Consider the following 24086-nt stretch of genomic DNA (forward strand, 5'->3'; position numbering starts at 1 on the left):
GTTCGTGGTCACGGCACTAGTGTCCTGCGCCAGAAATTCGCCTTATAAGTGGGTGTAGGCTACGAGGATGCCAAGAACCGGGCGTCCGACCCCACCGTTGACGCTGACGGACGAAGAGCGGGCGACGTTGACGCGCTGGTCACGGCGGGCGAAGTCGTCGCAGGTTCTGGCGATGCGGTCACGGATCATCCTGGCGTGTGCCGAGGGCGCCTCGAACGTCGACGTGGCGACGGAGCTGGGTGTCCATCTGTCCACTGTGGGTAAGTGGCGGCGGCGGTTCCTGAAGCTGCGGCTCGACGGCCTTATCGACGAGCAACGGCCGGGCCGTCCGCCGTCGATCAGCCTGGACCAGGTGGAACAGGTGGTGGTCGCGACTCTGGAGCAGGTACCACGCAACGCCACGCACTGGTCCCGCACGTCAATGGCCGAGCGATCCGGGCTGTCGAAGTCCACCATCGGGCGAATCTGGCGGGACTTCGGCCTCAAGCCACACCGGGCGGACACGTTCAAACTGTCCACCGATCCGCAGTTCATGGAGAAGGTCGTTGACGTGGTCGGCCTGTACCACAACCCGCCGGAACGGGCCGTGGTGCTGTGCGTCGACGAGAAATCCCAGATCCAGGCCTTGGACCGCTCCCAGCCGGTACTGCCGATGATGCCCGGCATGCCGGAACGCCGCACCCACGACTACGTCCGTAACGGCATCACCAGCCTGTTCGCCGCGTTCAACGTCGCCGACGGCACCGTGATCGGCCAACTCCACCGCCAGCACCGCGCCACCGAGTTCCAGAAGTTCCTGACCGCGATCGACAAGACCGTGCCCGCCGACCTCGACATCCACCTGATCTGCGACAACTACGGCACCCACAAGACCCCGGCCATCCGGGCCTGGCTCGCCAGACACCCCCGCTTCCACATGCACTTCACCCCGACCGGCTCGTCCTGGCTCAACCAGGTCGAACGCTGGTTCGGCTACCTCACCGAACAAAAGATCCGTCGTGGCGCGCACAAGAGCGTCCGGTCCCTTGAGGCGGACATCCGGGCGTGGATCACCGACTGGAACAGCAATCCACGTCCCTTCATCTGGACCAAGACCGCCGAAGAGATCCTCGAATCACTCGCACGATTTTGTAGGCGAATTTCTGGCGCAGGACACTAGGGCCTGTTTCGAAAACGGATCTTGAGCTGTGAATGATCACGGTTCATGGGGCGGGGAGATCTCACGGACGAGCAGTGGGCAGTGCTGGAACCGTTGTTGCCGAAGGGCGCGAGGGTGGGACGGCCCCCCCGTCTGGCCGCGCCGGCAGTTGATCGACGGCATATGGTTCCGTGTGCGGACCGGTGTGCCATAGCGGGACGTGCCCGTCGAGTACGGACCATGGAGCCGGGTCTACGACCTGTTCCGCCGGTGGCAGCGCAACGACACCTGGCAGCGGATCCTCACTCGGCTTCAGTCCCTGGCCGACGCGAGAGGCGCGATCGTCTGGGACTTGAGCGTCGACTCCACAGTCTGCCGCGCTCACCAGCATGCGGCCGGGGCACACAAGCGGGGTGACCTGCAGAAGGAACCGCCTGGCGGTGTGTTCACCGAGCCCAAAGATCACGGGCTGGGAAGGTCGCGCGGCGGATTCACCACCAAGTTGCACCTGGCGGTCGAGCAGGGCCAGAAGCCCATGTCGATCCTGATCACGGCAGGGCAGCGCGGCGATTCGCCGCAGTTCGAGCCTGTGCTGGAGAGAGTACGTGTGCCCCGCCTCGGGCCGGGCCGGCCTCGCGTCCGCCCCAACCGGGTCAGCGCGGACAAGGCGTACGCCTCCCGCAAGAACCGCGTCTACCTGCGCCGCCGCGGCATCCGCTGCACCATTCCGGACAAGGCCGACCAGGCGCGCAACCGCAAGAAGCGTGGCTCCCGCGGTGGCCGGCCGCCTGTGTTCAACGCCGAAGGCTACAAGGCTCGGCATGCCGTCGAGTGCGGCATCAACCGCCTCAAAAGGAACCGGGCCGTGGCCACGAGATACGACAAACTCGCGGGCCGCTACGAGGCCACTGTCCTCGTAGCGGCCATCAATGAATGGCTGTGACCAGCTCAATCAGAGATGACGAACGTCCGTGGACGTCTGGGCGGTTCAGGCGTTGATGGCATGTTCGACGAACTGGCCGCAGGCGCGGAACCCCAGACGGCGGTACACAGGCTCGCCGTCGGCCGACGCCTGCAGGACCGCGATGCGGTGATCTCGCTCGCGGGCCGTGCCAAGGGCCGCGAGCGTGATGGCTCCGCCGTAGCCGCGCCGGCGGTGGGTGGCCAAGGTGGAGATGTTGTAGATGCCGGCGACTCCCGCGTGGTGGAACACCTCGGCGGAGCACACCGGACGGTTCTCCACGTAGCCCACCAGGTACCGGGCCGGGCAGGTCTTGGCCAGCGCCTGGGAAGCGGCCCGGGCAAAGAAGTCGCGGACGGTTTCAGCGGGTGGGTTCCAGTTCGCGGCGAGGACCTTGGCGTAGTCGGTGAGCTGCTCGGGCATGGTCACCGTTCGGATGTCCAGACCCGGGACAGAGGGAATCGGCAGGGTGTCGTCCAGCTCGGCCCACATCGCCGTCTCACGTTCGGACACCGGCAGGCCGACTGCCGTCAGGCGGGGAGTGAGGTCTGTCGGTGTCGAGGCAGGTCCCACCCACCAGGAGAAACTGCGGCCGGTGCCCGCCAGCGTTCCGACGGTCTCGGAGATGCGGGCCGCGGCGTCGGCGACGGTGAAGCGGGCCGCAGCGACGATGTTGAACGTGTCGTCGTCCAGACCGCTGTCCGCGACCAGGAGGTCGCCAGTCTCCGCGACGGTCGCACCAGACATACTTCGGTGCATATGGCAGGCGTGTTCCGCCAGGTTCCGTTCCATCCTGTCCGTCAAGTCGGCTTCGTTGAGAAAGTAATCATCCATAGCGATTGATCCCAGCGCGACCGAGCGAAGACTGCATGTCATTTTAGGCGGTGCCACGCCGACGGCCAGCACTTTCGATACACGGCCTAGTCGAACTGTCCGGCGGCGGTCACCAGGACCTGCTGGATCACCTCGGTCAGCGTCCGGCCGGCTGGTTGGTCGATCCAGCTGCGAACGGCGACCCGGAGGGCGGCCAGGAACGACGCCGCGACGATGCGGGGGTACAGCGGATTCCCGGTTGTCGCCAGCCGGGTGGTGATTTCGGCGGCGAGATCCTGTTCGAACGCGGCGTAGGTGGTGATCTGTTGCGCCAGCAGCGCGGGCTGCTGGCGGATGAGTTGGTGTTGGCGGATCCACTGCGGGTCGTGCTCGTTGATCTGCCGGTACAGCTGCTGGGCCGCCTCGGTGAGGGCGGTCCAGGGCGTCTCCGACTGCGGCCGGTCCTGGACGAGGGACAGGAATCGCTGGATTCGCAGGTGGTCGCCGTAGAGTAGGGCTTCTTCCTTGCTGGCGAAGTAGTTGGAGAACGTACGTCGGGAGACCGCAGCGGCGTCGGCTATCGCCTCGACGGTGACCTGGTCCGGACCGACGGCCAGCGCCAGGCGTAGCGCCGCCTGGTGGATTGCCTGGCGGGTCGCGGACTTCTTCCGTTCACGCAGTCCGAGCCCTGTGCTCATTCGCACAGGTTACCCACGTCTCAAAACTTGCATGCTGAGAAAATTTGCCGGCTGGGCAAGATTCGTGGATAGTTGCTTGTGGCAACCAAGTCCGAGGGGGGGCGAGATGGCCTCGGCTGGGGCAAAAGATGCTGGTGAGGAGCTGCGTGAGCAGCTGCGTGACCTGTTCAAGGTGTTGCGGCCGTTGCGGCACCAGGTGGCGCAGGGGGAGCTGGCGGCGCTCTCGCCCGGCCTGGTGGGCGTGCTGAGTACCGTCGAGAAGGTCTCGGTGGCGCGAGCGGGGGCCGGTGGATGTCACAGTAAGGACCTCGCCGACCGATTCGCCGTGAACCCTTCGACGATCAGTCGGGCGGTCGGTGCGCTGGTGCGGCATGGCCTCGTGCGGCGCGAGGAGGATCCGACGGACAAGCGGGCCCATTTCCTTACCGTGACCGATGCTGGCCGGGCGATCCTCGCCACCGCCGACCGGTGGTACGACGAGATGTTCCGCGACACGCTCAGCAGGTGGAGTCCGGACGATGTGACCGCCTTCATCGCCATGCTGCGGCGCTTCACCAACGAGCTCGACGGCTATCTCGATCGTTGCCCAGCGCGGCGGTCGTGCGGCCCGGAGTCGGACGCGGACGCTCCTGAGCTGACCGGCCCTGAACTGACCGGCCCTGAGCTGGCGGCCCTGAACTGACCGGCCAACCCCGAACTGATCAATCCCGAACCCGACGGTCGGCATCGCCAGATACTGCGCGACACGAAGAACATGGAGTTTTATCGATGAGTTTAGCGGCAACCATGAAGCCTGACGAAACGGAGATGAGCCCCCGTCAGGTCAAGGAGGCCTTCGCCGGACTGCTGCTGGTCCTGTTCGTCTCGATGATCAGTGGAACTATCGTCTCCACTGCGCTGCCCAGGATCATCGGGGCGCTCAACGGTAGTCAGAGCCAGTACACCTGGGTGGTGACCGCGACCCTGCTCGCAGCCACCGTGACCACCCCGATCTGGGGCAAGCTCTCCGATCTGTTCAGCAAGAAGCTGCTGGTGCAGATCTCCATCGTCATCTTCGTCATCGGGTCACTGCTTGCCGGCATGTCACAGGACGCCGGGCAGTTGATCGCCGCGCGGGCCTTCCAGGGTATCGGCGTCGGCGGTCTGCAAGCCCTCGTCCAGGTCGCCATCGCGGCGATGATCTCGCCCCGGGAACGTGGCCGGTACAACGGCCTGCTCGGTGGGGTGATGGCGGTGGCCACGGTCGGCGGCCCGCTGCTGGGTGGCCTCATCGTGGACTCCTGGCTCGGCTGGCGCTGGTGCTTCTTCATCGGCGTACCGGTCTCGATCATCGCCCTCGTGGTGCTGCAGAAGACGCTGCACCTGGCCACCGTCCGCCGTGCCAACGTGAAGATCGACTTCCTTGGTGCCGCCCTGATCGCGGCTGGCGTCAGCATCCTGCTGATCTGGGTCTCGTTCGTCGGCTCCTCGTTCGCCTGGCTGTCGTGGCAGACCGCCGCCATGGTCGGTGCGGGGCTGGTCATCCTCGCCATCGCCGTCTGGGTGGAGTCCCGGGCTGCCGAGCCGGTCGTGCCGTTGCAGATCATCCGTCGCCGGACCACCGCGCTCGCCATCCTGGGCAGCCTCGCCGTGGGTATGGCCATGTTCGGTGGCGCGGTCTTCCTCGGCCAGTACTTCCAGATCGGCCGGGGCTACAGCCCGACCGAGGCCGGACTGCTGACCATTCCGATGATGGTTGGTGTGCTGTTCTCGTCCACCATCTCCGGGCAGCTCATCAGCCGTACCGGAAAGATCAAGCCGTACATCGTGGCCGGCACGATCATTCTGGTGGTCGGCTTCGCGGTGCTGTCCACCATCGACCACGCGACCTCGCTGGTCTACGTGAGCGCCGGCATGCTGCTGGTCGGGGTCGGCGTCGGTATGTCGATGCAGAACCTCGTCCTCGCCGTGCAGAACGACGTCCAGTTGCGCGACCTCGGGGCAGCCAGTTCCTCGGTCGCCTTCTTCCGGTCCCTCGGCGGGACCATCGGGGTGTCCGTTCTCGGTGCGGTGCTGGCTCGCCGGGTGAGCGACAACATCACCCGGGAGTTGGTCGCCGCCGGAGTGCCCGCCAACAGCGGAGGCGACAGCGGTGCCAGCAACCTCAACCTCGCCGAGCTGGCCGAGCCGATGCGGCACATCGTCCGAGCTGCCTATGGCGACGCCACCGGGCACATCTTCCTGATCTCGGCCGGCATCGCCGTACTCGGCATCGTGGCAGCGTTGCTGTTCAAGCCGATCATCCTGCGGAACACGGTCGACAAGGCCGACACCGTCGCTGCCCCGCAGACCGGCGAGGGTGCGACCGCCGTCGGCGACGACGCCGGAAGCGAGTTCGAGACCGCCGGCGCAAGTGGCCCACGAGGGCCACGCGGCTGAATCCTGCACGCCGAACCGGGGGGAGGACACGACGTGTCCTCCCCCCGGTTCTTTTCGGTCCTCGCTGAAGTACACGCCCGTGCACGGGGAGACCACCCGCGCGCGTCCGAGCTCGACAAGTCGAGCTAGAGATAATCCATAACCGAACGATGTCGGTATCCTGGGGGCATGACCGCGATGGCCCCCGACCGTACCGAACCGGACCTGTCGTTCCTGCTGGACCGCACCAGCCATGCCCTGCGCAGCCGGATGGCTGCGGCGCTCGCCGAGATCGGGCTCACCGCGCGCATGCACTGCGTACTGGTGCATGCCCTGGAGGAGGAGCGCACCCAGATCCAGCTCGCCGAGATCGGTGACATGGACAAGACCACGATGGTGGTGACCGTCGACGCGTTGGAGCAGGCTGGCCTCGCCGAACGCCGCCCCTCGGCCACCGATCGGCGGGCCCGGATCATCGCGGTCACCGAGGAGGGCGCGCGGATCGCGGCGCTCAGCCAGGAGATCGTGGACCGGGTGCACCGGGAGGCGCTGGAGGCGTTGCCCGACGACGAGCGGACGGTTTTTCTGCGGGCGATGAACCGCCTGGTCAACGGTCATCTGTCTGCTCCGGTGGAGAGCCCACAGGCGGTCCGGCGGGCCCGCCAGCAGGGCTGACGCCCGGGCCGACGCCCGGGCCGACGCCCGGGCCGACGTGCCGCGGTCAGTCCAGGCAGAACTCGTTGCCCTCGGGATCGGTCATCACGATGAAGCCGCCGCTCATCGGGGGAGCAGGCTCATGACGGCGTACCCGCGTCGCGCCCAGGGCGACCAGTCGGTCGCACTCGACTTCCAATGCCGCCATCCGCTCCTCGCCGTGCAGCTCGGGAGCGGCACGAACGTCGAGGTGGACACGGTTCTTGGCTGTCTTGCCCTCGGGCACCTGCTGGAAGAACACCCGGGGGCCGTGCCCATCCGGGTCCTCGATGGCCGATCTCGTGTTGCGTTGCTCCTCCGGTACGCCGAGCCGGGCCAGGAAGTCGTTCCATGCGGCCAGCGGGTCGGCGCCCTCGGGCAGGTCGACTCCGGGCGGCCCGGGATGGACGTAGCCCAGCACCTCCCGCCAGAAGGACGACAGTGCCCAGGGGTCGTGGGCGTCGCAGGTGACCTGGAAGTGGCGGCTCATCGGGATGCTCCGTTCGTAGCGGATTCCGTGTGCAGGTAGAGATCACGCAGCAGGCAGACCTCGGACAGGTGGTGGATCAGCTCGCGGTGGATGTGCAGCACCAGATCGGCCATGGATAGCTCGGGGAAGGGCTCCTTCTCGCCGACCGGGACCCGGAGCCCGGCCTCGCCGAGGCCGCGTACCCCGGCCAGCCAGATTCTGAGCTGGGTGTCGAGCTGGTCGAGCGCGGTGGCCGCGTCGCCCGCGTACTCCCAGGTCTCGTACGACGCCGCCGATGCGCCGAAGTGTGCCGCGTTGCGTGCGGCGAGCACGCCGACGATGACGTGACCGAGTCGCCAGGCGATCGTGGTGAAGGCCGCGGGGACCGGCTGGGGGTAGCCGTAGTCGATCGTGAACTTCCCGGCACCGACCTGTGCGGAAGCCGTCGAGTCACCGCGTGGCCGTACGCTCCAGGCGGCCGGCACGGGTGACCAGAAGTACTCGTCGTCGGTGAGGCCGTCGAGGCGGGCGCGGAGCTGATGGTTCCAGTGGAACTCCAACTGCTCGCGCAGTGTTCGGTTCCAGTCGAGTGCGTCTGCGTGCATGAAGACACCCTGACACCCCTGGCGGACAGGATCGGTCCGCTATCTCTGACAGGGTGAACGGTGTGGACATGACGGGCGCAGATACCCGGGGTACGACGGAGCGGGTGCTCACTCTGCTCGGGTTGTTACAGCAGCGCCGGGTCTGGACCGGCCCCGAGCTTGCCGACCGGCTCGGTGTCACGCCCCGCACCGTACGGCGTGATGTGGACCGGTTGCGCACGCTCGGCTATCCGGTGCAGGCCAGCCAGGGGGTTGGCGGCGGCTACCAGCTCGGTCCGGGACAGGACCTGCCGCCGCTGCTACTCGATGACGAGGAGGCGATCGCCACCGCGGTCGCGTTACTCGCCGGCGCGGGTGGCGCCAGCGCTGGCGAGGCCGCGCTGCGAGCGTTGACCAAGCTCGACCGGGTGCTGCCCACCCGGTTGCGGCACGAGGTGCGGATGCTCGCCGGCGCGGTGGACTCCTTCGGCGGTGGCCGTCCGCCGGTCGACCCCGAGGTGCTCATGACGCTGGCCAGGGCCTGCCGGGACGAGGTCGAGGCCGGCTTCGACTACCCGTCCGGGAGCGGGGTACGACGGCGGCGGGTCGAGCCCTACCGCCTGGTCGCCTCCGATCGGCGTTGGTACCTCCTCGCCTACGATCTCGATCGCGACGACTGGCGCAGCTTCCGCCTCGACCGGATGACGGAGGTGGCCGCGCGGACCTGGCGGTTCCACCGGCGTACGGCACCGGACGCGGCGACGTACGTGCAGGAGGGGGTCTCGGCTCGGGTCTACCCGTACCAGGCGCGTTTCCTGGTGCACGCGTCGGCCGACACGGTACGCGTACAGATTCCGGCGTCGGCAGCCGTCGTACGGCGGCGTGGGGCCGAGTGCTGTGAGGTGGTCAGTGGTGCCGCCAGCCTCGACTCCGTGCTCATGCACGTGCTTCTGCTGGGGCACGACTTCGAGGTGCTCGACCCGCCGGAGCTTCGAAGGCGCTGTGGCGAGCTGGCGCAGCGACTGCAGTCGGCCGGCTCGGTGATCTCACCGTTGCCAGACCTGGCGGGGGCCTGACCACGTCACTGTCGACCTCAAGGAGGTAGGGCAGAAAGAGATTGTCTGCAACAGAACTATCCGCTACGGTCTCTCCTGTGTCCCGGTACGACAGGAGAGCAAACGTGTCCACCCCACATACATCCCGGTCCCGCCAACTAGCGCTCGGTGTACTCGCTACGGGCATGCTGATGGTCATCCTGGACGGCAGCATCGTCACCGTGGCGATGCCGGCCATCGAGGACGACCTCGACCTCTCCGCCGCCGGTCTCAGTTGGATCGTCAACGCCTACCTGATCGCCTTCGGCAGTCTGTTGCTGCTGGCCGGGCGGCTCGGTGACCTGCTCGGCCGGAAACGCATGTTCCTGGCCGGCACCGCGATCTTCACCGTGGCCTCGTTGCTGGCCGGCGCGGCCACCACGTCCGGCATGCTGATCGCCGCCCGGTTCCTACAGGGCGTCGGCAGTGCGATGGCCTCCGCGGTCGGCCTCGGCATCCTGGTCACGCTCTTCACTGAAACCAGGGAACGGGGCCGGGCGATCGCTGTCTTCAGCTTCACCGGTGCTGCCGGTGCTTCGATCGGCCAAGTGCTCGGTGGGGTCCTCACCGATGCGTTCACCTGGCACTGGATCTTTCTCATCAACCTGCCGATCGGCCTCGTGGTGCTCGCGATCGCCGTACCCGTGTTGCCCGCCGACCGGGGCCTCGGTCTCGCCGCCGGGGCCGACATCGTCAGTGCACTCCTGGTGACGGCCGGTCTGGTGCTGGGCATCTACACGGTCAGCAAGATCGAGGAGCATGGCTGGAGTTCGGCGCACACGCTCGGCCTGGGCGCCCTCGCCGTGCTTCTGCTCGGCGCGTTCGTCCTCCGCCAGGCCACCGCGAAGAACCCGCTCATGCCGCTACGGATCTTCCGGTCCCGGAGCGTCTTCGGCGCCAACCTGGTCCAGATCCTGATGGTCGCCGCACTGTTCTCGTTCCAGATCCTGGTCGCCCTCTACCTCCAGAAGGTCCTCGAATACGGTGCCACCGAGACCGGGCTGGCGATGCTTCCGGCGGCGATCGTCATCGGCGCGGTCTCCCTGGGGATATCAGCCCGGCTCAATGCCCGCTTCGGTGAGCGTCGGGTCCTGCTGACCGGCCTCATCCTGCTGATCGGGGTCCTTGGTCTGCTCGCCCGGGTGCCGGTACGGGCGAACTACCTCACCGACCTGCTGCCGGTGATGCTGCTCGCCGCCGGTTTCGGGCTCGCCCTGCCGGCGCTGACGACACTCGGCATGTCCGGGGCCGGACGCGACGACGCCGGGCTGGTCTCCGGGCTGTTCAACACCACCCAGCAGGTTGGCATGGCACTGGGCGTCGCGGTGTTGTCCACCCTGGCCGCATTCCGTACCAACAGCCTGCTCGCCGAGGGTGCGAGTCAGGCCGTGGCGTTGACCGGTGGGTACCACCTGGCCTTCGCCGTGGGGGCCGGGCTGCTCGTCGTCGCCTTTCTCCTCACCCTTGTGGTGCTACGCCAGCCGAAGCCGCCGGTTCGGGCCGGGGCCGATGACGACACCCCGGCCGCCACGCAACTCGTCGGCTGACCGGCTCACCTCTGGTGGTGCTGCGCGCCGCCGGTCGGGTCCGCTGCGCAGTGGCCCTGGTCGCGGCGGCGCACACGCCCGGCACCACCCGAAGAAACCTCGGAGCGACCGCGCTGGCGTGGAGTGAGAACTTTTCGCAAACAGTGCCAGCGGGGGTAGCGGCGGTTCGTCCTCGACCACTACATATATAGACCATGACGAACGTCCTTGATCGCCGGACCCTGCTCCAGATCGCCGGCGCGACGGCCGGCGCGACTGTCCTCTCCGGTGCGACAATCGCGGCCGGAACCGCCCAAGCGGCCGACACCGCCTTCCGACACGGGGTGGCCTCCGGCGATCCGCTGCCCGACGGCATCCTGCTCTGGACCCGGGTCACCCCCTCCGCCGACGCGCTGCCCGGATCCGGCATCGGCCCGGACGTCCAGGTTCGCTGGCAGGTGGCCCGGGATCCGGACTTCGCAACGGTGGTCACCGGCGGCGTGCTGACCACGGGAACGGCACGGGACCATACCGTGAAGGTGGAGGTGACCGGCCTCGCTGCGGCGACCACCTACTGGTACCGCTTCGGCTACGACGGTGCCTGGTCGCCGCCCGGGCGGACGATGACGGCCCCGGCAGCCGATGCCGCCATCGACCGGCTGCGGATGGGGGTGGTCTCCTGCGCCAACTGGGAGGCCGGCCACTTCTCCGCCTATCGACATCTGGCCGAGCGGGGAGACCTCAACCTGGTGGTCCACCTCGGCGACTACCTCTACGAGTACGGCACCGGCGAGTTCGCCGCCGCCGGGCGGGTGGTACGCCCGGTGCAGCCCACGCACGAGGTGCTCACCCTGGCCGACTACCGGATCCGGCACGCCCTCTACAAGACTGACCCGGACCTGCGTGCGCTGCACGCGTCGGTGCCCTGGGTGATCACCTGGGACGACCACGAGGTCGCCAACGACCAGTGGTCCGGCGGCGCGGGTAACCACACCGAGGGAGAAGAAGGCGCGTACGTCGATCGGCTGGCCGCCGCACGGCAGGCGTACTTCGAGTGGATGCCGGTACGCGTCGGTACGGAGGGAGCGATCTATCGTCGACTGCGCTTCGGTCAGCTACTCGAACTGTCCATGCTGGATCTGCGGACGTACCGGTCGCAACAGTCCTCCGGCACCGGGGTGGACGACCCGGACCGGAGCATCACCGGCGAGGCGCAGATGACCTGGCTCAAGAACGGCCTGACCGGATCCACCGCGCGCTGGAAACTGGTCGGCAATCCGGTGATGATCGCCCGGCTGGACGTGGGGTCGCTGCCGGCCTGGCTGCTCGGGCCGTTGGGCAAGCTGCTCGGCATCCCGGAGAACGGTGGAGTCATCAACGCCGACCAGTGGGACGGCTACAACGCCGACCGCAACGAGTTGATCGACCACCTGCGGACCGCCGGGACCCGGAACGTCGTCTTCCTGACCGGTGACATCCACACCTCCTGGGCGAACGAGTTGACCACCCGGTCGACCGGTACGACCAACCCGGCCGCTGCGGAGTTCGTCGTACCGTCGGTGACCAGCGACAACATCAACGACTTCCTCCGCCTGCCGGCGGGCAATGGGCTGAGCACGCTGGCCGCCAGCCTGATCCGGACCACCAACGGGCACGTGCGGTGGACCGAGTTGGACGGTCACGGCTACGGCGTGGTCGAGGTGACCCCGCAGCACTGCCGGATGGACTGGTACCACCTGGCGGACCGGACCAGCCCGACCAGCGGTAGTCGCTGGGTCGCGGGCTGGTCGGCCGGTGCCGGCTCGTCGAAACTGCGTCAGGAGACCAGCGCGATGGCCTGAGTCTGCCCCGGACGGTCAGCCGAGCCCGTTACTTGAGGTGCCAGGACTGGTTCGGCTGGCCCAGGCAGGGCCAGAGCACGATCGGTGTTCCGTTGGCGGTTCGTTGTTTGAAGGCGTCCAGGCACTTCTTGGCGTAGCGACTGACCAGGTCGTCGGTGTCGTTGAGGTGGAACTGCTGCCACGGCTTGCCGTTGCATTCGAACATCTGCACCTGGGTGAGGTCGTCGGTGGCCGAGTAGGGCAGGTCCATGCAGAGTCCGCCGGCGCGGATGGTGCCGTCCCGCCGCAGCTCCCACCGTTGGTACGCCGAGGCGTTACAGGTCTGTAGCGTCAGCGGCACACCGCTCCCACCGCCGGTCAGGCATTTTCCGGAGGCCTCGTTGACCAGCGAGCCGGTCCTGGCGGGTGGCGGGGCGGCCTTCGGTGACTTTGAGTTGGCCGGGTTGGACGCGGTGTGCGTCGTTGTGGGGGTGGTGCTCGCACTGGCCCTGGCCGACGGGGGCGGGGTGGCTGTCGATGTGGGTGCCGTCAGCGCGCCCATCGGTGCCGCCGCCTGGTCACCGGCCATCATCTCGGTCGGCGACTGGCCGTTGTTGTCGTCGTCGGCGGACCTCAGCAGCGGAACAGCTACCACCAGCATTCCGACCGCCAGCACCCCTGCCAGCGTGAGCACTATCGGCAGTCGTGACCTGCGGGCCGGTCGGGGCGGTTCCGGTGGTCCTGGCTCGGCCTCGTTCTCGGTTGCCACATTCGGCGGGGATCCGGCCGGTGCGTTCGGGACCACTGCCGGCCCGCCGTGGGTGATCGTCGGATCCGACTCTGCCCACGGATCCACTGCGGGAAACTGGGTCGAGTACGGTTCGAGGGGGCTCGACGAGTCATCGTCAGGCACGGGGCCACTCCTGAAGTGTGGTCGCGAACAGTCGACCGGCCGCGGCCGGCTGCGGTCGATTCCGTCATTCTGCCTGTCCGTGATCCTTCGATCTATCTGGCCTCGGACGTGACGGGGTGCGGGGCCGTGGCGGGCGGTCGCGATCACCACCGCTGGTGTGTGAGTGAACCGGGCCCTGGGCGAAGGAAATCGCCAACGTTCCTCCGCTGACTGTCGACTTCTTTCGCTGGCTGCTCTACTGTGACAGCGATCAGAGCGATATTTATCGATGTTCGGAGGTGTGTCATGATCCGACTGCGACGTTGGCTGGCCGGCGCCGTTGCCGCAATGCTGGGCGGCAGCGTGCTCGCCTGGCCAGCAGCCGGCCAGGCGGCACCCGCCATCGAAGGGATGAGCGTTACCGAGGCGGTCACGGCGGAACTGTTGGGAAAGCAGGCAGTCACGGCGGCCCACGCGAACCACTCCGCGGACGTACGGGTGGCCGTCACCCGTACGAAGGGCCGCTGGGCCTTCGGTACCGCCGTGGTGGTCACCGGCCACGAGGCGGACGCCCATCCGGTCGGTGCGATCTTCCTCGCTCACGACGAGGGCGGCACCTGGCGGACCGCCTTTGACGGTGAGCCGGCTTTCAGTGAGTTGGCCGCCGAGTCGCCGCTGGTGACCGAGGAGGAGCGGAACGTCTTCACCGCCGGCCCAGGAGTCAAATACGCCAACGGCGACTACCGTACCGGTATGGCCCTGCCGTTCGCCGTCGGGCAGACCTGGACGCTGACCGGCGGCCCGCACGGTTGGGGTGGCGGTGCGCCGCTGAGCTCCATCGACCTGGCCGGCGGCGACCAGGTGGTCCGCGCCGCCCGCGCCGGTACGGCGTACACCATGTGCCAGGGCTGGGTCCGGGTCATCCACGACCGCGGCTACTCGACCGACTACTACCACCTGTGGAGCAACATCTCGGCCAACGGAACGGCCGTGGCCCAGGGTGCCTACCTCGGTTACACCGGCACCGACGTCACCTGCGGTGGATCCGCCACCGGTCGGCACGTCCACTTCGGTCTGCGGCAGAACAGCGCCTACGTGCCGATCGCCGGCCACGACCTCGGTAAATGGGTGATCAACAGTGGGGCCGCCGCCTACCAGGGCGGTGCCCGGCACGGCTCGACCTACATCGGCGTCGGCGGGGCCATCTACAACCATGGTCCCCTCGGCTTCACGCAGGCAGTCGTCGACGCCAACGGCGGCGGCACGCTGACCAGGCGCTCCGGGCCGGGCACCGGCTACGGTGCCGTTGGATCAGTTGGCGACGGCGCCACCGTCACCATCTCTTGCTCTGGAAACGGCACGTCGCACACCGGTCGGTACGGCACCACCGCCCTGTGGAACCGGCTCAGCGACGGCAGCTGGGTCTCCGACGCCTACCTCTGGACCGGGGTCAACGGCACCGTCAACGGCTACTGCTGACCAGCTGTGCGTGGGGCAGGCGGCGCGATCTCGGCCACCTGCCCCCTACCGCGTGATCCGGTCAGGCAACCTCGATGTAGTCGAGTTCGGCCCAGCGGGAGCGGTGCTGTAGTCGGATGGTGTTCCAGCCGGCGTTCATCGTCACGTCAACCGGCACCTGCCGGTAGCTGTCCCAGCCGGTGTTGGGATAGTTCACCACCAGCTGCGTACCGCCGTTGACAGTCATGGTGTGCTGGGCGTCGCCGTAACCGGCGGCGTAGGCGACATGGACCGTGTACGAACCGGCCCGGGGTACGTACACCGACAGGTCGACCCAGCTGTCGGCGTAGTCGATGTAGGCGGCCACCGCTGCCTGCGAGGCGTTGACGGCGTTGGTGCGTACCCGCGCGTTGTGCAGCGTGCCCCGCTCGGCCTCGGTGCGGACCCGACTACCGCGCACCACCGGGTAGTCATTGGCCCACCCGAGGTCGGCCCGGTACATACCCCGGCTGCCCGTGGCCAGCCAGCCATGCAGGAAGACGTTGCCACCAACGGCGTCGATGTCCGCGCCACCCGGCCCGTTCACCGCACCGTCCACCGTGCCGGTGGTGATCAATGGCCGGTAGGCCTTGACGTAGCGCCCGGTCAGCGTCGGCGAAACGGCGTAGCTGGTGTGGTATCCGGAATTGCCGTACGAGCCACCGGAGTAGAACAGCACGTACTGCGAGGCGCGGCGGACCAGCACCGGGGCCTCGATTACACCGGCCTCCTCAGAACGGTCGTTGCGCAGCAACTCGATCCGGCCGCCCTGGAAGGTCAGCCCGTCGGCGGCGACAGGTTGTAGCCAGATCGAGGTGGGCTGCCCGATCGCATTGCCGTCGTCCTTGTAGAGCAGGTAGTGGCGGCCATCGGCGTCGACGAAACTCGCCGGGTCGATGTCGCCACCCTCACCAGCGTTGCAGACCAGCGGAGCGGTGCCGACCGGTTGAAACGGACCGAGTGGAGCGGTGGCCAGCGCCGCACCGATGCATTGCCGGCCAGCAGCCTGGCTGCGCGCGGTGTAGTAGAGCAGGTACCGACCGTCGGCACGCTGGGACACGTCAGGTGCCCAGGTCAGTCCGCCGCTGGCCCAGGCGCCGAGCTGCGGTAACGCGTCGCCGCGTACGGTCCACGGGCCGCTTGCCTCGGGAGCGGTGGCCACCGGTACGTTCGGTCCGCTGTTGGTGGAGTAGGCGTAGTAGGTGCCGCCGAAGCGGGACACGTCCGGGTCGGGGAAGTCGCGGTTGATCAGCAACGCCGGTCGTACGGTCGCAGCCAGCGCCGGGGCGGGCAGCCAGAGCGCGCCCAGGACGGTGGCGAGGGCCGAGACAACGGCCAACGCACGTTTCATCGGAGCTCCTCTCTCCGTAGCGGTTTGTGGTCGCGAAGACGCTGCCATGCTAGGGGTGACGAGAGGTTCTCTCAAAGAAGCATGTCGATTGATTTGTGTGGCCTCGTCGGACCGTCGCCGCTACTGCTTCGGGCGGGGGAACAGTCGAAGGCCCGGATTCTGTCCGGAGAGATCCCTGAGGGCGGGTTCGGTGACCGCTGTGTCAGTGAGGTTGAGGTGGCGCAGGTCGAACCGTCGGGCAAGGGCCAGGGCGAGTTCATCGGTGATCGGTGTCCCGCTCAGGGTCAGGGATTGAAGATCGACGACGCCTGCCAGCAGCGCCAGGACGTCACCGTCGTCGGCTCCCGGCATGCTGAGGGTCAACCCGTCCAGCCGGGCCGGCAGACGAGTAGCGCCCGCGACACGCGAGCCGCTCAGCCACACCGTACGGACACCCTCGGGGAACTCGCCGTCCAGCCACAGTACGTCCGCCGCGCGCAGCGTCAGGTCGGTTACGGCCGGGGCGGTGTGTGCCAGATACGCGAATCCCCACGGGTGCGGTGGGAGGTTGTTGATCGTCAGTGACGTCAACGAGCCGCAGGCATCGTCGGTGCCCACGGAGAAGGCCGAAGCCGTCGTCAGGTGCAGCCGTAATACCCGCAGCCGGGAAAATCGGTGGAAGGCCGAGAAGGCGTTCTCGCCCAGGGCACAGGCCGTGTGCTCGAGGAGTTCCAGCCCGGGAAGAGCAGGCAGTGCGGACAGTCCCTGTGCGTCGAACTCATCGGTGTGCAGCTCAAGTGACCAGACCTTGTCGGCCACGTCGGCGAGCCGATCCACGTCGGACCGGCCCCAACACTCGCTGCGATGATGGATGCTGAACCGGCTGCCGTCATGTCCGGCCGGGAGCGTCGGACCCAGTACGTGAAACGGTGGTGCCCCTTCCTGGACGTGGTACAGCCGGGACTCGTCGTCGGTGAACCGTCCGCAGCACACCACCTCGACGAGAGTTACGGTCGACGTGCGGTCGATGACCGACAGGTTCACCCATTCCGGCACTCGTCCATCGCGCCACAACTCGTCGACCACCGCCGACTCGTCACACCACAGCAGCGTTCGGTCACGGTCCGGGTTGCTGTCGTGGGGAAACCTGACCTCGCCCGGCTGCGGCGAGACGTGCGCGTCGTTCGACTGATTGAGCCGTACCCGGAAGGCCAACGCCGCTGGCAACGCCTCTGTCACCAGTGTGCCCGCGAAGCGCCGCGCCGCCTCCGCCGAGCTGACCAACCGTGCGGCGAACGTCGTCCGATCCACTTGATCACAATATCCCGGGACTGACGCCCCCCAGGAGATGCGGTGCGGCGGTCCGGGCCGGGAAGCTCCGTGGCAGCCGGGCGGACATCGCCCGATGTGCTGGGGCGCGGCGCTGGGGCCCACCGGGTAGCGGTAGCGTTGCGCCACATCATGGCCCGCGGACCGGTTGCAGCACCGGTCCGCGTTCGCGATCGTACGGAGGATGACGTATGTCCAACGGCGAAGAGCCGTTCGCGGTACGCGAAGGCAGGTCCTCGCGGCCGAGCTTCGAGCTTGCGTTGCGTGGCTATGACAAGCGGCAGGTCGACCGGCATCTCGAACAGTTGGACAGCCAGATCGCGATGCTCGCGAACGATCGGGAGCGCGCAGCCGGCCACATCCGCGAGCTGACCGCTCAACTGGGCCAGCTCAAGACCGAACTGACCGAACTCAGCCAACGGCCGGCCCGGGTGGACCGGGCCTCGTTTCGTGACCTCGGTCCGACGGTCGACCAGATCCTGGCCCTCTCCGAGCAGCAGGCGGGGCTGATCGTCGCCACCGCGACCCAGCGCGCGGGCGACCTTGAGACTGAGGCCGAACGGGTACTCATCGAGGCGCAGGAACGGGCCAACCAGACTCGGCGGGACCTTGAGGAGGAGCTGTCGAACCGGCGGGCGGAGCAGGACAGGGTCAACGAGAAGGTCCGTACCGAGGCGATGGCCGAACTAGCCGAGATTCGTGCGTCGGCGGAGAAGCTACGTGCCGAGGGTGAGGCCGCGCACGAGCGCGCCCAGCAGGAGGCGAAGCGGGTCAACGAGCAGAGCGTGCAGCAGGTCGAGCAGGCCCGGTCCGCAGCCGAGGCACTGACGAAGGCGGCGCGTACCCAGATCCAGCAGGAGATCGATGCCGCGCGCAGCAAGAGCCACCAGGAACTGACCCAATGGCAGGCCACCGTCGAGCGTGAACTCAACGAGCGCCGCAGTGCCGTGGAACAGGAGTTGACCGAGCAGCGGACGGCGGTGGAGCGGGACCTGGCCAGCCAGCGGGCAGCCGTGGAACAAGAGGTCAACGCCCTCGTCAACCAGGCCCAGCAGTACGCGACCGACGTGCGCCAACACGCGGACGAGCAAGCCGCCGTCCACCAGGAACAACTCACCGTCGTACAGCAGGAGATCACGGAACGGCGCGACCTGTTGACCCAGGTGCGGACCGAACTGGAGACCACCAGCCAGCAGCTCGACCAGCTACGCCAGGAGGGGAACGCGGCCGAGCGGGAACTGACCGAGTTGCTCAACCGCCTTGACGAGGTTCGTCAGGAACTCGCCAGCCAGGCCAACCGGCTGGACGAGACGCGTCGTGCCGCGGACACCGCCGAGCGGCACGCCAAGGAGGTCCGGGCGCGGGTGCAGCGGGAGGCGAAGCGAGTGGCCGACCTGGCCGCTGCCGCAGTGATGGCCGCCGCCGCCGGCGGGGGGAGCGCGACCGCGGAGTACCCGATGGTGGCCGCCCGGCCCAGCACCGCGCCCCGGATCGTCACCGTCGAGGAGCCGGCCGAACAGCCCGCTGAGCAGCCCAGTGGCCAGCTCAACGGCCAGCTCAACGGCCAGCCGGCGGAGCAGGTTGTCGCCAACGGTTAGGCAGGTCGTCGGCTCCCCTTGAGCCGGCGACCCATCTCCCGGGCGATCTCCCGGTTGGCGTCCCGTTCGGCGAGCGCCTGGCGCTTGTCGAAGCTGCGCTTGCCGCGAGCGAGGCCGATCTCGACCTTTGCCCAGCCGTCGGCGAAGTACAGCGACAGTGGCACCAGCGTCAGCCCAGGCTCCCGTAGCTTGGTCAGGATCCGGTCGATCTCGACCCGGTGCAGGAGCAGCTTCCGGATCCGTCGGGGCGCATGGTTGGTCCAGGTGCCGTAGGCGTACTCGGCGATGTGTAGGCCGTACAGCAGTAGTTCGCCGTCGCGCTCCTGGGCGAACGCGTCCACCAGCGAAGCCCTGCCGGCGCGCAGCGACTTGACCTCGGTGCCGCGTAGCACCAGGCCAGCCTCGTAGGTGCGCAGGATGGCATAGTCGTGATGCGCACGCTTGTTCGAGGCGATGAGCTGTCGACCGGTGTTGCTGGGCACGTTGCCAAACATAGTCGGCACGAAGCCGCTGAACGATCCGGGCACGCTAACGAGCCGTTTGGCGGATATGTGCTCGGGGTGGGCTGAGGAAAGCCGGTTCTCGTGTCAGAATCTCCGCCATGACCAACGTCGCGTGTGTCGCATGTGGACACGACGATCAGGGCGACAGCTCATACTGCGTGAATCCCACGTGCGGCGCGCTGCTCTCCCCGGTCGACCGGACCACGTCCGCTCCGAGGCAGGAGGTCCGGCAAGACACGCGAGAAGTCCGGCGGGACGACGGCGGCATCGATACCGACTTGACCGGCACCGGCGCCGCTGACCCGGCCGCTGCCGATCGTGCCGGCCGGCGGCCCGCCGACCCCGCTCCGGCGGTTGTCGCCGGTCCGTCGGTCGAGAAGCGGTCCGGCCAGCGGCAGTTCGTGATCGCCGCCGCGCTGGTGACCCTCGTGGCGCTGACGGTGACCGCCTTCGCACTGCTGCGCGATGACGATCCAGTCGCCGAAGTTCCTCGGCCGACCCGTGGGTCGATGAGCCCCGAGATGGTGGCGCAGGTGATGGATGCCCGGCCCACCGAGGTGGAGGTCCAGGACGAGCAGAAGGCGGCGGTAGTGCGGTGGACCGCCGCCAACCAGAGCAATGGACAGCATCTGGTGCAGGTCCTCGCCGCCGGTACGGGAATGCGGTCCCGGGTCGACGCGGTGCCCATCGGGAATGGTGAGTTCCGCGTCGACGGGCTCGACCCGAACGCCGGTTACTGCTTCCGGGTCGGCACGGTGGTCTTCTGGGACACCCCTGCGGCGGTTACCTGGTCGGAGGCTCGCTGCATCCGCGGGGCTACGTGGCGCAGCCCGCTCGGATAGCAAAACCGATGATCGATCTGCTCCATCTGCTCCGCCGACAACGTCAGTATCGAGCCCTGGGAGAGTCGTGCAGTCGCGAACGGTGACGGTATTTGCCGGACTCGGCGCAGGTGTGGCCGTACTTGTCGCCGCGGTGGCGGTGTTGTGGCCGCCGCCAGAACGCGGGCAGACTGACCCGTCCCTGCCCGAACTACCCGACGCGGTGCAGGTCGCGGTGGACGAGGGGGGAATCGCCACCGCGGACTGTCCCAACGGCATGGACTGGCATACCGATGGGGTTCGCGGTGAGGTGGTCGACCTCAACGGCAGTAACGAGTACTGCGCGACGGCCGGGCCAATGGTGGACACGACCGCCAGTTACTCGGTGTCCGCCTGGGTGAAGCTCGCTGTCCCTCCCGGCAAGCTGGCCATGGCGGCCGTTGGCCAGGACGGCACCAACGCGAGCGGCTTCTATCTGCAGTACAGCTGGTATCACGGCAAGTGGGCGTTCAACTGGATGGAGGCGGATGTCATCGACCCGGCCGACAACGTCACGGCCACCTCGGACGAGCCGGTGACCACGGAGTGGACCCATCTGGTGGGCACCTACGACGCGAAGACGAAACGGATCCAGGTCTACGTCAACGGTGTACCGGGCACCACCCGGACCATCGGCAAGCCGTGGCGGGCGACCGGTCCGCTCACCATCGGCCGGGCGAAGTGGAACGGCCAGCCGAGCAACTACCTGCGGGGCAATGTCGACGACGTCCGGCTCTGGACCCGGGCGCTGCGCCCCGACGAAGTCGTCGGGCTCTTCACCGCCCCGCCGGCCGCGTGACCGGCACCCCTCACCGTTCGGCCGGCTCAAGTCGTACCACGATGGACTTCGAGGTCGGGGTGTTGCTGGTTTCGGCGGTTGAATCCAACGGCACGAGCACGTTCGCCTCAGGGAAGTACGCCGCGGCGCAGCCCCGCGCCGTCGGGTAGGCCACGATCCGGAACCGCTGCGCGCGGCGTTCCTGGACGCCGCCGGCACCGTCGGGCCACTCGCTGACGATGTCGGTGTACGCGCCGTCCGCGAGCTGCCGCTCGGCCAGGTCCGCCGGATTGACGAAGACCACCCGGCGGCCGCCGGAGATGCCCCGGTACCGGTCGTCCAGGCCGTACACGGTGGTGTTGTACTGGTCGTGCGAGCGCAGGGTCTGCAGGATCAGCCGGCCGGGCGGCACCCGGAGCACGTCGAGCCGGTTGGCGGTGAACATGGCCCGACCGGCGGCGGTGCCGAAGGTGCGGCTGTCCCGGGGGCCGTGCGGCAGCTGGAAGCCGCCCGGCTGGCGTACCCGGGTGTTGAAGTCGGCGAAGCCAGGGACGACCTGGGCAATCCGGTCCCGGATCAGGTCGTAGTCACCGACGAACGCCCGCCACGGGATCGCCACCCTGCCGCCGAGGACCCGTTCGGCCAGTTCACAGACGATCGCCACCTCGGAGCGGAGCGCCGGGTGCGCCGGGGTGAGCCGGCCCCGGGAAGCATGCACCATACTCATCGAGTCCTCCACCGTGACGAACTGCGCGCCACCGACCTGGACGTCCCGCTCGGTACGCCCCAGCGTCGGCAGGATCAGCGCGGTCTCGCCGACGGCCGCGTGTGACCCGTTGAGTTTCGTGGAAACCTGCACGGTCAACGCGCAGCGGGCCAGCGCGGCCCGGGTCACGTCGGTGTCCGGGGTGGCCCGGACGAAGTTGCCGCCCACGGCGAAGAAGACCGAAGCCCGACCGTCGCGCATCGCCCGGATCGCCTCGACCACGTCGTAACCCGGCTCGCGAGGTGGGGCGAACCGGAATTCGCGTTCGAGCGCGTCGAGGAAGACGGCCGGTGGCTTCTCGTTGATGCCCATCGTCCGGTCACCCTGGACGTTGCTGTGTCCGCGTACCGGGCAGACGCCGGCACCGGGGCGGCCGATGTTGCCGCGTAGCAACAGGAAGTTGACGATCTCGCGGATCGTCGCCACGGAGTTGCGGTGCTGGGTGAGCCCCATCGCCCAGCAGACCACGATCCGCCGGGAGCCCAGCACGAGCTGGTGTACCCGGTCGATCTCCTCCCGGGTCAGTCCGGTCGCCTCGGCGACATCGGCCCAGGAGAGCTCGGCCAGGTGCGCCGCGTACGCCTCGAAGCCGTGGCAGTGCTCGGCGATGAACTCGTGGTCCAGCACGGTGCCCGGGGCGACCCGTTCGGCGTCCAGCAGCAGCCGGCCGAGCGCCTGGAAGAACGCCAGGTCACCGTTGACCCGGATCTGGCAGAACTCGTCAGCCAGGCGGCTGCCCCGACCGAGCAGCCCCGCTGCCGTCTGCGGGTTGTCGAACCGGCCTAGTCCGGCCTCGGGCAGCGGGTTCACCGCGACGATGCGCGCGCCGGCACGCTTGGCCCGGTCCAACGCCATCAGCATCCGCGGGTGGTTGGTGCCGGGGTTCTGCCCGACCACCAGGATCAGGTCGGCGGCGTGGATGTCGTCCAGGGAGACGCTGCCCTTGCCGATGCCGATCGTCTCCGTCAGCGCCGCCCCGCTGGACTCGTGGCACATGTTGCTGCAGTCCGGCAGGTTGTTCGTCCCGAAGGCGCGTACGAAGAGCTGGTAGAGGAAGGCGGCCTCGTTGCTGGTCCGGCCGGAGGTGTAGAAGATGGCCTGGTCCGGGGAGGTGAGAGCGGTCAGCGTGCGGGCCACCAGGTCGTACGCCTCGTCCCAGTCGATCGGGTGGTAGTGGTCGGAGCCTGGTCGTTTGACCATCGGTTCGGTGAGTCGGCCCTGCTGCCCGAGCCAGTAGTCGCTGCGATCGGCCAGGTCGGAGATCGGATGTCGGGCGAAGAACTCCCGGTCGATCCGACGTACGGTCGCCTCGTCGGCCACCGCCTTCGCCCCGTTCTCGCAGAACTCGGCGACGTGCCGGTGTGCGGCGTCCGGCTCCGGCCAGGCGCAGCCGGGGCAGTCGAAGCCGTCTGCCTGGTTGACCCGTAGCAGGGTGAGCGCGGTCCGACCGGCCCCCATCTGCGCGACACCGTGCCGGACAGCGGAGAGTACGGCGGGCAGCCCGGCCGCGTGGTCCAGCGGGGGACCGACCGTCGGGTCGTCGTCCTGCGGATCCTCGACCGGTGGCTTGCGCGTCATGTGGACAGTCTCACGCAACGGCCAGCCGCGACGCCATGGGTCAGACCGTCCGGTATCGCCGCTACCCAGGAACACACGACGATGATCCCGGCGCAGAACGACCAGTGGATCACTGAGCTGATGGCCCAAGAGCGCTTTTGTCGTGCTCTACCGTCGGTTTGGGTGCATCCAGTGTCGCTCCAGCAACAACAGTTGTTCACAAACCCGAGCATCGCTGCCGGGTTTCGACCCAGCCGTGCTGATGCGGGCACTGCCGGCGTACTCGAGCGCGCACAACTCGCCGATACGGCATATCGGGCCGGGGACGACCTGCTCGCCGGTGCGGCCGCAGATGTCGCCGGCAGGGTCGGTGGCGATGCCAACCACTACTGGACTGCCTTTGGGCCGACCAACGTACGGCTCCATGAGGCCGCCACACTGGTGGTGTTGGGTGAGCCGGACCGGGCGCTGAAGGCCAGTGTGGAGATCCCGACCGACGAACTGCTGACGCTGCCTGCCGAGCGGCGGGCGAACCACCTGCTCACCTTGCGCTGGCCCACCTGCTCACCTTGCGCTGGCCCACCTGCTCGCCTTGCGTTGGCGCACGTGCAGGTGGGGGAACTGGCCGAGGCGGGGGAGCGGCTGGTGGAGGGGGACCGGTTGTCCCCGGGGGGCGGGACCGGCCGGTATCCCGTGAGGCGATGGGGGATGTGCTGCGCGGTCTGCGGGGTGACCCGCCGGACCCGATCGCGGTGTTGGCTGAGCGCATGAAGGTCGGTGCCT

At 68.2% G+C, this 24086-nt stretch carries 21 protein-coding genes and 1 pseudogene; 13 read left to right on the forward strand and 9 right to left on the reverse strand.

What is annotated here, in order from left to right:
* Positions 1-67: 67 nt before the first annotated feature.
* Positions 68-1159 (forward strand): IS630 family transposase, encoded by a 1092-nt coding sequence (locus FHR38_RS28020; protein ID WP_184536062.1) that lies wholly within the window; start codon positions 68-70, stop codon positions 1157-1159.
* Positions 1160-1204: 45 nt separating this feature from the next.
* Positions 1205-2081, forward strand: a pseudogene (locus tag FHR38_RS28025) (IS5 family transposase).
* A 45-nt stretch (positions 2082-2126) separates the two neighbouring features.
* Here FHR38_RS28025 and FHR38_RS28030 read toward each other — a convergent pair.
* Positions 2127-3005 carry a GNAT family N-acetyltransferase gene (locus FHR38_RS28030; protein ID WP_221449219.1) on the reverse strand — a complete coding sequence of 293 codons (879 nt, stop codon included), beginning with the start codon at positions 3003-3005 and terminating at the stop codon, positions 2127-2129.
* A 14-nt stretch (positions 3006-3019) separates the two neighbouring features.
* A complete protein-coding gene (locus FHR38_RS28035; RefSeq protein WP_184537825.1) occupies positions 3020-3610 on the reverse strand; it encodes a TetR/AcrR family transcriptional regulator in 591 nt (196 codons plus the stop codon).
* 106 nt (positions 3611-3716) lie between these two features.
* Between FHR38_RS28035 and FHR38_RS28040 the strand changes: the two genes are divergently transcribed.
* The 3 genes from FHR38_RS28040 to FHR38_RS28050 all read left to right on the forward strand — a co-directional run bounded on the left by FHR38_RS28040 (position 3717) and on the right by FHR38_RS28050 (position 6682).
* A complete protein-coding gene (locus FHR38_RS28040) occupies positions 3717-4292 on the forward strand; it encodes a MarR family winged helix-turn-helix transcriptional regulator (RefSeq protein WP_184537827.1) in 576 nt (191 codons plus the stop codon).
* Between the two features lie 125 nt (positions 4293-4417).
* Positions 4418-6028 carry an MDR family MFS transporter gene (locus FHR38_RS28045; RefSeq protein WP_184537830.1) on the forward strand — a complete coding sequence of 537 codons (1611 nt, stop codon included), beginning with the start codon at positions 4418-4420 and terminating at the stop codon, positions 6026-6028.
* 168 nt (positions 6029-6196) lie between these two features.
* Positions 6197-6682, forward strand: a complete 486-nt coding sequence (locus FHR38_RS28050) for a MarR family winged helix-turn-helix transcriptional regulator (protein ID WP_184537832.1) — start codon at positions 6197-6199, stop codon at positions 6680-6682.
* A 46-nt stretch (positions 6683-6728) separates the two neighbouring features.
* Here the strand turns inward: FHR38_RS28050 and FHR38_RS28055 are convergent, their stop codons facing one another.
* Both FHR38_RS28055 and FHR38_RS28060 read right to left on the reverse strand, forming a co-directional pair.
* Entirely contained in the window at positions 6729-7190 is a 462-nt protein-coding gene (locus FHR38_RS28055) for a VOC family protein (RefSeq protein WP_184537835.1), read from the reverse strand.
* Positions 7187-7774 carry a DinB family protein gene (locus FHR38_RS28060; RefSeq protein WP_184537837.1) on the reverse strand — a complete coding sequence of 196 codons (588 nt, stop codon included), beginning with the start codon at positions 7772-7774 and terminating at the stop codon, positions 7187-7189. The genes FHR38_RS28055 and FHR38_RS28060 overlap by 4 nt, the downstream gene beginning before the upstream one ends.
* A gap of 68 nt (positions 7775-7842) precedes the next feature.
* Between FHR38_RS28060 and FHR38_RS28065 the strand changes: the two genes are divergently transcribed.
* From FHR38_RS28065 to FHR38_RS28075, 3 genes are all read left to right on the forward strand, one after another.
* Positions 7843-8829, forward strand: a complete 987-nt coding sequence (locus FHR38_RS28065; RefSeq protein WP_184537839.1) for a helix-turn-helix transcriptional regulator — start codon at positions 7843-7845, stop codon at positions 8827-8829.
* Between the two features lie 104 nt (positions 8830-8933).
* The gene (locus FHR38_RS28070) at positions 8934-10394 is read left to right on the forward strand and encodes an MFS transporter (RefSeq protein ID WP_312882453.1); all 1461 of its coding nucleotides are present in this window, start codon (positions 8934-8936) and stop codon (positions 10392-10394) included.
* 194 nt (positions 10395-10588) lie between these two features.
* Positions 10589-12214 carry an alkaline phosphatase D family protein gene (locus FHR38_RS28075; protein ID WP_184537841.1) on the forward strand — a complete coding sequence of 542 codons (1626 nt, stop codon included), beginning with the start codon at positions 10589-10591 and terminating at the stop codon, positions 12212-12214.
* Positions 12215-12242: 28 nt separating this feature from the next.
* Here the strand turns inward: FHR38_RS28075 and FHR38_RS33360 are convergent, their stop codons facing one another.
* On the reverse strand, positions 12243-13106 hold the full coding sequence (locus FHR38_RS33360) for an RICIN domain-containing protein (RefSeq protein ID WP_184537843.1): 864 nt from the start codon (positions 13104-13106) through the stop codon (positions 12243-12245).
* Positions 13107-13391: 285 nt separating this feature from the next.
* On the opposite strand from FHR38_RS33360, the gene FHR38_RS28085 reads away from it, so the two are divergent.
* The gene (locus FHR38_RS28085) at positions 13392-14564 is read left to right on the forward strand and encodes a M23 family metallopeptidase (protein WP_246446772.1); all 1173 of its coding nucleotides are present in this window, start codon (positions 13392-13394) and stop codon (positions 14562-14564) included.
* Positions 14565-14625: 61 nt separating this feature from the next.
* Here FHR38_RS28085 and FHR38_RS28090 read toward each other — a convergent pair whose 3' ends face one another.
* A complete protein-coding gene (locus FHR38_RS28090) occupies positions 14626-15933 on the reverse strand; it encodes a family 43 glycosylhydrolase (RefSeq protein WP_184537845.1) in 1308 nt (435 codons plus the stop codon).
* A gap of 120 nt (positions 15934-16053) precedes the next feature.
* Positions 16054-17223 (reverse strand): hypothetical protein, encoded by a 1170-nt coding sequence (locus tag FHR38_RS28095; protein WP_184537847.1) that lies wholly within the window; start codon positions 17221-17223, stop codon positions 16054-16056.
* A gap of 209 nt (positions 17224-17432) precedes the next feature.
* On the opposite strand from FHR38_RS28095, the gene FHR38_RS28100 reads away from it, so the two are divergent.
* Positions 17433-18839, forward strand: coding sequence for a coiled-coil domain-containing protein (locus FHR38_RS28100; RefSeq protein WP_184537849.1), 1407 nt, complete (start codon positions 17433-17435; stop codon positions 18837-18839).
* Here the strand turns inward: FHR38_RS28100 and smpB are convergent.
* Positions 18836-19321 carry an SsrA-binding protein SmpB gene (gene smpB, locus FHR38_RS28105; RefSeq protein ID WP_184537851.1) on the reverse strand — a complete coding sequence of 162 codons (486 nt, stop codon included), beginning with the start codon at positions 19319-19321 and terminating at the stop codon, positions 18836-18838. The genes FHR38_RS28100 and smpB overlap by 4 nt on opposite strands.
* A gap of 119 nt (positions 19322-19440) precedes the next feature.
* On the opposite strand from smpB, the gene FHR38_RS28110 reads away from it, so the two are divergent.
* On the forward strand, positions 19441-20184 hold the full coding sequence (locus FHR38_RS28110; protein WP_184537853.1) for a fibronectin type III domain-containing protein: 744 nt from the start codon (positions 19441-19443) through the stop codon (positions 20182-20184).
* A 67-nt stretch (positions 20185-20251) separates the two neighbouring features.
* Positions 20252-21001 (forward strand): LamG domain-containing protein, encoded by a 750-nt coding sequence (locus FHR38_RS32615; RefSeq protein WP_184537855.1) that lies wholly within the window; start codon positions 20252-20254, stop codon positions 20999-21001.
* Positions 21002-21011: 10 nt separating this feature from the next.
* Here the strand turns inward: FHR38_RS32615 and FHR38_RS28120 are convergent, their stop codons facing one another.
* On the reverse strand, positions 21012-23324 hold the full coding sequence (locus tag FHR38_RS28120; protein WP_184537857.1) for an FdhF/YdeP family oxidoreductase: 2313 nt from the start codon (positions 23322-23324) through the stop codon (positions 21012-21014).
* A gap of 162 nt (positions 23325-23486) precedes the next feature.
* Between FHR38_RS28120 and FHR38_RS28125 the strand changes: the two genes are divergently transcribed.
* Entirely contained in the window at positions 23487-24074 is a 588-nt protein-coding gene (locus tag FHR38_RS28125) for a hypothetical protein (RefSeq protein ID WP_184537859.1), read from the forward strand.
* The last annotated feature ends 12 nt before the right edge of the window (positions 24075-24086 follow it).

The sequence above is a fragment of the Micromonospora polyrhachis genome, assembly GCF_014203835.1.
Classification (GTDB): Bacteria; Actinomycetota; Actinomycetes; order Mycobacteriales; family Micromonosporaceae; genus Micromonospora_H; species Micromonospora_H polyrhachis.